Raw genomic sequence first — 7107 nt, forward strand, 5'->3', positions numbered from 1 at the left:
CGGCCGCAATGTCGCCGGCGACTTCCCCGAGCTCGGGGAAGGTCTCGCGCGAGACCTTCTCGACAAACACGTCGAGGATTCCTCCGCAGGTCAGGCCCACCGCGAAGGCGTCGTCGTCAGAGACACCGTACCGCTGCAGCATCGGCGACCCAGACGCGACGACCGATTCAGCGAGTTCGTAGACGGCACCCTCGACACAACCCCCGGACACGGACCCGACGGCCACCCCGCCCGGGCCGACGAGCATCGACGCGCCGGCGGGACGAGGTGCCGACCGGAATGTGGCCACCACTGTGCCCACCCCGACCACCTCCCCGGCTTCCCACCACGCCAGCAGCTCATCCATCACCTCACGCACGCGCGACCACCTCCGTCAACTCCTCAAATGTCGCGAGTGAATGACCCGCGAGGAAGTCGTCGCAGTGAGGGAGCACTGCGACGATGCCACCCTGGATCGGGGCGTAGCCGGGAAGCCCTCGGTGGGGGTTGACCCAGACCACCCGATAGGCCAAGGCACGCAGACGACGCACCTGCTCGCCGAGAGCCTCCGGTTCGCCGCGCTCCCAACCGTCACTGAAGACGATGACGCGAACCCATCCGGATGCCTCCTTGCGCGATCGAATCTTGCTCGACGGCCCGGAACGGGATGAACCTCGGGCGCGGCACCCGACCTGCCGAGCCCGGCCGGTCGTGCTGCGCTGGCCGTGCCTCGAACTTACTGTGGGCCACTACCTCCAGGAAGGTGCACTGCGGACATACTCAAGTCAGATCAGTGCATTGCGCACACATGGCTGCGCGGTCCGTGCCATCGTGGGTGTGTGACCCGCATGAGTCAGTACCATCAACCTTTCCCAAGATATCTGGGGTCCCGTGGCTGATTCCATCGTGCAGGTGCGCTACTTCGCGGCCGCCCGCGCCGCGGCGGGAGTGGCCAGCGAGCACCTGGCAGCCGCCGACTTGTCGACCCTTCTCGAGGTTGTAGCCGTCCGTCACGGCGAACCGATGAATGCGATCCTGGGCGTCTCCTCCCTCCTGTTGGACGGGCAGGTATGCCACGACCGTACGAGGCAACTACACGACGTCGCTCAGATCGACGTCCTCCCCCCTTTCGCCGGAGGCTGAGTAATGGACCCGACACTCGACGGACAGCAGTCCCTCGCGTACACCAGCGTCTCGGAACAGACACTGCAACCAACCAGGGTGCTCGAACACGTGCAGCGAGCCAGCACAGGAGCGGCTGTCCTATTCGTCGGCCTCGTGCGCAACCACGACGGGGGACGTGGAGTGAACTGGTTGGAATACTCCTCTCATCCCTCGGCTAATGACGTGCTGCGCGAGGTGACCGCCGAAATCCTCGACGACCATCCGCACGTGCAGGCACTCTCGGCCCACCATCGGATCGGAAGGCTCGACATAGGCGACGTCGCCCTCGTGGCTGTAGTGAGCAGCTCTCACCGCGCCGCCTCGTTCCGGGCATGTGAGGACCTGGTGGAGCGGGTCAAGGCCCGCATCCCTATCTGGAAACGCCAAGTCTTCACCGACGGCGACGAGGAGTGGGTCAACTCGCCGTGATCGCCGGCTCAGCCGCCGATGTAGGACATCTCGACGCGGGGACCAAGAAGTCCGCCTTCGCTGCGCAGCTCGGAGGCCCGGTCGGTTCGCAAGCCCCAAACCTGTTTGATCGCCTCTGCCAACCGTTGATTATCCCCGCCACCACGTACGAGCTGGCGCAGGTCGGTACCGCTGGCGGCAAACAGGCATGTGTATAGCTCCCCGATCGAGGAGATACGCGCCCGCGTGCAAGTGCGGCAAAATGGCCGCGTGACCGAGGATATAATGCCGACCTCGGCGACCCCATCGATGTAGCGGTATCGCGAGGCCACCTCTCCGTAGACTTCTGGCTGCACCGGCGCGAGCGACCACCGGGCCGCCAACCGGTCCCGAATCTCCACGGCAGGCACCACCTTTTCCCGGCGCCATCCGTTGGTGGTCCCCACGTCCATGTATTCGATGAACCGCAAGGTGAGGCCTCTCTCGCGAGCCCACTCGGCCATCTGCTCCAATTGGTCGTCGTTCACGCCGCGCTGTAGGACAGTGTTCACCTTCACCGCCAGCCCGGCCTCCCGGGCTGCGTCGATCCCCGCCACCACGTCGGCCACGCGCATCGGGGTGTCCGCCAACTTCTGGAATGTCTCATCGTCCAAGGCGTCCAGGCTGACTGTCACCCGGTGTAGGCCGGCTTCCGCTAACGGTGTAGCGAGCCGCGGCAACAGCACTCCGTTAGTGGTCATTGCCAGGTCGTCAAACTTTGGGAGCATACCGACCAACGCGGGGAGTCCGCGCCGCAGCAGCGGCTCTCCCCCCGTGAGACGGACCTTACGCACCCCCAGACTCTTGAAAACCTCGAGCAGGCGCGTCATCTCCTCGAAGGTCAGCAGTTCGTCCCGCTCAAGGAAGGTGTGGTCGGCGCCGAAGAGCTCGCGCGGCATACAGTAACGGCAGCGGAAGTTGCATCGATCTGTGACCGAGAGACGCAGATCCGTCAGTGCTCGCCCGAGGCGGTCCACATGACCGGACGCAGGCACCCCACTCATCACTTCGTCGCTCATCTTTTCCTCCGCTTATCTCTTCCGATTGCCGAGTTGCTTCTGGGCTGATGCACCAGTGTAGGGTTGCAATGCCAAACACTGGCGGTCGTGGTTCGGCTCGCTCCAAGCGGTCAGTACCTGCCGATGACTTCCGTATCGAAGTAGGAGTGCCCTCAGCCGGCCAAACTGCGCAGTCTGGGCACGATGTCCTGGGCCATCTGTTGCAGGAAGCGACCTTGGTCGTGCCCCGGGCCGTGGAAGACGAGGTGGTGGAAGCCGGCGTCGACGTACGTCTTGATCTGTGCAACTGCTTCGTCTGGGTCGGACGCAACGATCCATCGCTTGGCGACTTGCTCGAGCGGCAGCTGGTCAGCGAGCCGCTCCATTTCCTCAGCTGAGTCGACTCTGTGCTTCTGTTCCGGCGTGAGTGAAAGTGAAGCCCAGAATCGGGTGCTCTCCAAAGCTTGGGCAGGGTCTCGGTCGTAGGAGAGCTTGATCTCGATCATCGGTCGATGTCAGTGATGGCCCGTCCTGAAACCTCCACGCCCTCCGCCACGGCTGGCAACAGTCTGTCGGTGTAGAGGTCGATTCCCTTGCCGGCAGTGCAGACGAATCCGTCTGCTACTCGGCCGGCATACTTCGCCATCATCGGACCGCCTGCTGCGACGTAGACGGGGATCGGCTGCTCAGGGCGGTCGTAGGTCTTTGCCTTGACGGTGGTGAAGTAGTCACCGCGCGTGGACACCTCGTCCTCGGTCCAAAGTCTGCGGATCAACGTCCCGGACTCGGGTAGCCGGGCGTACCGCTCCTTGAAGTCTGGCCATTTCCTGCCCGAGACTGCGATCTCGTTGAGTGCTTCGCCGGTGCCGATCCCGAGCATCACCCGCCCGGGGCTGAGCATGGCCATCGTGGCGAAGGGCTGGGCAACCACGGCTGGGGTGTACCGGACTGTTGGTGTCAGGACGCTGGTGCCGATCTTGACGCGTGAGGTGCGTTCTCCCACGGCGTTCATCCATGCCAAGGAGAACGGGCGTGGCCTCCGGCATGACGCCAGGTGGAGGAAGTGGTCAGAGGTGACGACGCTGTCGAAACCCAGCTCTTCTGCCGAAACCGCGTACTCAACCAGTGGTGGCGGTCCGAACTGCTCCGCTGAGGCCTTGTAGCCAATCTTCAGTTCCACGAGGACTCCTTGGGATCGCTGTGATGCGTGGTGCCCAGTGTTTCGGATTCGGTCAACAGCCGTCGAACCGATCCGATGAGGTGGTCTGCCGTCAGTCCGAACTGCTCGTAAAGGATCTCGTACGGGGCGCTCGCCCCATAGGTCTCGAGAGAGATGCAGTCCCCTCCGTCGCCCACGAACTCGAGCCACGGTGCGCGGACTCCAGCCTCGATGGAGACTCGCGTCTTCACCTCCACGGGGAGGACACTCTGGCGGTAGTCGGAGTCCTGGTCGCGGAACCACTCGATGCACGGCATGGAGACGACCCGAGTCGGAATGTTCATGTTCTCGAGTCGTTGCCAGGCACGCAACGCAATATGCACTTTCTGAGCCGGTGGCGATCAGGATGGCCTGGGGAGGTCCCAATACGGAATCTGCCAGGACGTAGCCACCCCGCGCCACCCCTTCCGCGCTACCGAGGCAGGAACGATCCAGGGTGGGAACGTTCTGCCGCGTGAGGCAGAGGCCCGCAGGCCGGTCGTAGTGCTCGAGAATAGTGCGCCAGGCCACGGCTGTCTCATTCGCGTCCGCGGGACGAACGACGTCGAACCCCGGGATGACGCGCAACGACGCGAGATGTTCAATGGGCTGGTGCGTCGGGCCGTCCTCGCCCAGGCCGATCGAGTCATGCGTCCACACGTAGGTGACCGGCAGCTTCATCAATGCCGCCAGGCGGACGGCGGGGCGCATGTAGTCGCTGAACACCAGGAAAGTGCCGCCATAGACCCGAAGGCCGCCGTGCAGCGCGATGCCGTTCATGGTGGAGCCCATGGCGTGCTCCCGGATACCGAAGTGGATGGTCCGGCCGTAGGGTTTGCCGTTCGGGTACTCGTTTCCGTCGGGGAGAAACGACGGCTCATCCTTCATGGTCGTGTTGTTGCTCCCGGCGAGGTCGGCGGAGCCGCCCCAGAGTTCCGGAAGGGTGTCCGCCAGGGCACCCAGGACACTGCCCGAGGCCTGACGGGTGGCCAGCCCTTGCGGACTCGGCGCGAAAGACGGGATCGCTGTCTGCCAGCCCTCAGGTAGCCGACGCTCCTGCAGCCGACCGTGCAGCGCCGCGCGTTCCGGGTGCTGCTGCGCCCAGTACTCGTACTGCTCCTGCCAGAGCTTGCGAAGCGAGCGTCTGTCGTCCGCGATCCCGCGAGTGTGGGCGAGCACGTCCTCGGGGACGTCGAATGACTTCTCGGGATCGAGGCCGAGAAGGACCTTTGTCGCCGCCACCTCGGAGGCGCCGAGAGCAGAGCCGTGCGATGCCGCAGTGTTGCGCGCATTCGGGGCCGGGTAGGCAATGGTCGACTGCATGCGGATGAACGATGGGCGACCATGCTCGTTGCGCGCAGCCAGGAACGCCGCGTGCAGGGCCTCCACATCCTCGGCGTCCGCAACGTGCTGGACGTGCCAGCCGTACGCCGAATAGCGCGCCGCGACGTCCTCGCTGATCGCTGCCCTCGTGTCGCCCTCGATCGAGATGCGGTTGTCGTCCCACAACAGGACGAGATTGCCCAGCTTCTGATGGCCGGCAAGCGACGAGGCTTCTGCGCTCACCCCTTCTTGAAGGTCCCCATCCGATGCGAACACCCAGATCGTGCTGTCGAAGACACTCTCCCGTGCGGGCGCGTCCGGGTCGAGAAGCCCCCGGGTCCGTCGAGCGGCCATGGCCATGCCGACCGCGTTCGCGACGCCTTGGCCGAGCGGCCCGGTCGTCACCTCGACTCCGGGCGTGTGGCCGTGCTCTGGATGCGCCGTAGTGAGCGAACCCCACTGGCGCAGCTGAGCCAGATCCTCGATTGTGAGGCCGTACCCGGACAGGAACAGCTGGGTGTAGAGCGTCATGCTGGAGTGGCCGCACGAGAGTACGAAGCGGTCGCGACCGACCCAGTGCGGATCGCTGGGGTCGTGCCTCAGCAACCTCGAGAACAACAGGAACGCAGCGGGTGCCAGGCTCATCGCGGTGCCTGGGTGACCGGACCCCGCCGCTTCAACTGCGTCCATGGCCAGAGCCCGACACACGTCCACGGTCTTCTTGTCGACGTCGGCCCATTCGAAGGCCCGTACGTCGTTGCTCGGTGAGGTCATGAGACTCCTCGGCTTTGCGCCGATCGACGGTACCGCTCGATCAGCGCTGTTGTGGATGAATCGTGGGAGAGGTCAGGTTCGTCGGCGGACCTGAGCTCGGCCGTGATCGTGGTGGCGAGCTGCTTGCCCAGTTCCACACCCCACTGGTCGAACGAGTTCACGCCCCAGATCACCCCTTGGACGAAGGTGCGGTGCTCATAGAGGGCGACGAGTTGTCCGAGGACAAACGGCGTGAGAGCCGGCGCGATCAGGGTGTTGGACGGGCTGTTCCCCGGGAACGCGCGATGAGGCACCATGTCCGGAGCGATGCCGCTTGCCCTGGCCTCGGCCGCGCTTCGCCCGAAAGCGAGTGCCTCCGTCTGAGCGAAACAGTTGGCCATGAGGAGCGAATGGTGCTCCTCGGATCCAACCACCGGCTCCAGGAAACCGATGAAGTCGGACGGGATGAGCCGCGTGCCTTGGTGGAGCAGTTGATAGAAGGCGTGCTGCCCATTTGTTCCGGGCTCACCCCACACGACAGGACCTGTGTGGACGAGGAGCTCCCGGCCGAGCGTGTCGACGCGCTTGCCGTTGCTCTCCATGTCCAGCTGCTGAAGGTAGGCAGGGAAACGTCCGAGGAGGTGGCTGTAGGGAAGGACGGCATGAGTCTCGGCAGAGAAGAAGTTGTTGTACCAGATGCCGATGAGTGCCATCAGCACGGGCATGTTCTCGTCAAAGGCAGCGGTCTTGAAATGCTCGTCCATCGAGCGGAAACCTTCGAGCATCCGCCGGAAGTTTTCTGGTCCGATCGCGATCATCAACGAGAGCCCGACTGCCGAGTCGAGGGAGTAACGTCCGCCGACCCAGTCCCAGAATCCAAAGGCATTCTCTCTCGAGATGCCGAACTCCTCGACGAGGTCGAGAGCAGTGCTGACGGCAACAAAGTGCGCAGCGACCGCATCGTCGGAGCCAGGTGCCTCGACCAGGATGCGTCGTGCCGAGTGCGCGTTCGTCAGCGTCTCGGTAGTTGCGAAGGTCTTGGACACGACGACGTACAACGTCTCGGCCTGATCCAGCCCGCGAACCGCGTCGGCCAGATTTGCCCCGTCGATGTTCGAGACGAACCTGACGTCGAGGTCCGGATCCTTGAAGGGGCCAAGGGCCTGACAGGCCATGGCTGGACCTAGGGCGTGTCTCCTAAAGAACGCAGGGTCGAGCCGTGATTGTTGACGCATGTCGCGTTCT

Annotated in this window: 8 protein-coding genes and 1 pseudogene; 2 read left to right on the forward strand and 7 right to left on the reverse strand. The window is 64.3% G+C overall.

Going from position 1 to position 7107, the window contains the following annotated elements; genetic code table 11:
- Positions 1 to 358: XdhC family protein (locus ACFPGP_RS05725; protein WP_378588125.1), on the reverse strand; the 358-nt coding region annotated here is incomplete at its 3' end.
- Positions 351 to 623 (reverse strand): VWA domain-containing protein, encoded by a 273-nt coding sequence (locus tag ACFPGP_RS05730; RefSeq protein WP_378588140.1) that lies wholly within the window; start codon positions 621 to 623, stop codon positions 351 to 353. The genes ACFPGP_RS05730 and ACFPGP_RS05725, both read right to left, overlap by 8 nt.
- Before the next feature lie 247 nt (positions 624 to 870).
- Here ACFPGP_RS05730 and ACFPGP_RS05735 point away from each other — a divergent pair, with 247 nt between their 5' ends.
- Complete coding sequence (locus ACFPGP_RS05735) at positions 871 to 1122, forward strand: MoaD/ThiS family protein (RefSeq protein ID WP_378588127.1); 252 nt, start codon at positions 871 to 873, stop codon at positions 1120 to 1122.
- A gap of 3 nt (positions 1123 to 1125) precedes the next feature.
- Complete coding sequence (locus ACFPGP_RS05740) at positions 1126 to 1572, forward strand: molybdenum cofactor biosynthesis protein MoaE (RefSeq protein ID WP_378588129.1); 447 nt, start codon at positions 1126 to 1128, stop codon at positions 1570 to 1572.
- Between the two features lie 8 nt (positions 1573 to 1580).
- On the opposite strand, the gene moaA is transcribed toward ACFPGP_RS05740, so the two are convergent.
- From moaA to pgi, 5 genes and pseudogenes are all read right to left on the reverse strand, one after another.
- Positions 1581 to 2609, reverse strand: coding sequence for a GTP 3',8-cyclase MoaA (gene moaA / locus ACFPGP_RS05745; RefSeq protein ID WP_378588132.1), 1029 nt, complete (start codon positions 2607 to 2609; stop codon positions 1581 to 1583).
- Between the two features lie 152 nt (positions 2610 to 2761).
- Positions 2762 to 3094 carry an LLM class oxidoreductase gene (locus tag ACFPGP_RS05750; RefSeq protein ID WP_378588134.1) on the reverse strand — a complete coding sequence of 111 codons (333 nt, stop codon included), beginning with the start codon at positions 3092 to 3094 and terminating at the stop codon, positions 2762 to 2764.
- Complete coding sequence (locus ACFPGP_RS05755) at positions 3091 to 3768, reverse strand: LLM class flavin-dependent oxidoreductase (protein ID WP_378588136.1); 678 nt, start codon at positions 3766 to 3768, stop codon at positions 3091 to 3093. Before ACFPGP_RS05755 ends, ACFPGP_RS05750 begins: the two co-directional genes overlap by 4 nt.
- Positions 3759 to 5883: pseudogene (tkt, locus tag ACFPGP_RS05760) on the reverse strand (transketolase). Before tkt ends, ACFPGP_RS05755 begins: the two are co-directional and overlap by 10 nt.
- A partial coding sequence (gene pgi, locus ACFPGP_RS05765; RefSeq protein WP_378588138.1) for a glucose-6-phosphate isomerase occupies positions 5880 to 7107 on the reverse strand: 1228 nt, incomplete at its 5' end. The pseudogene tkt and the gene pgi, both read right to left, overlap by 4 nt.

It is taken from the genome of Nocardioides taihuensis, assembly GCF_042657275.1.
Taxonomy (GTDB): Bacteria; Actinomycetota; Actinomycetes; order Propionibacteriales; family Nocardioidaceae; genus Nocardioides; species Nocardioides taihuensis.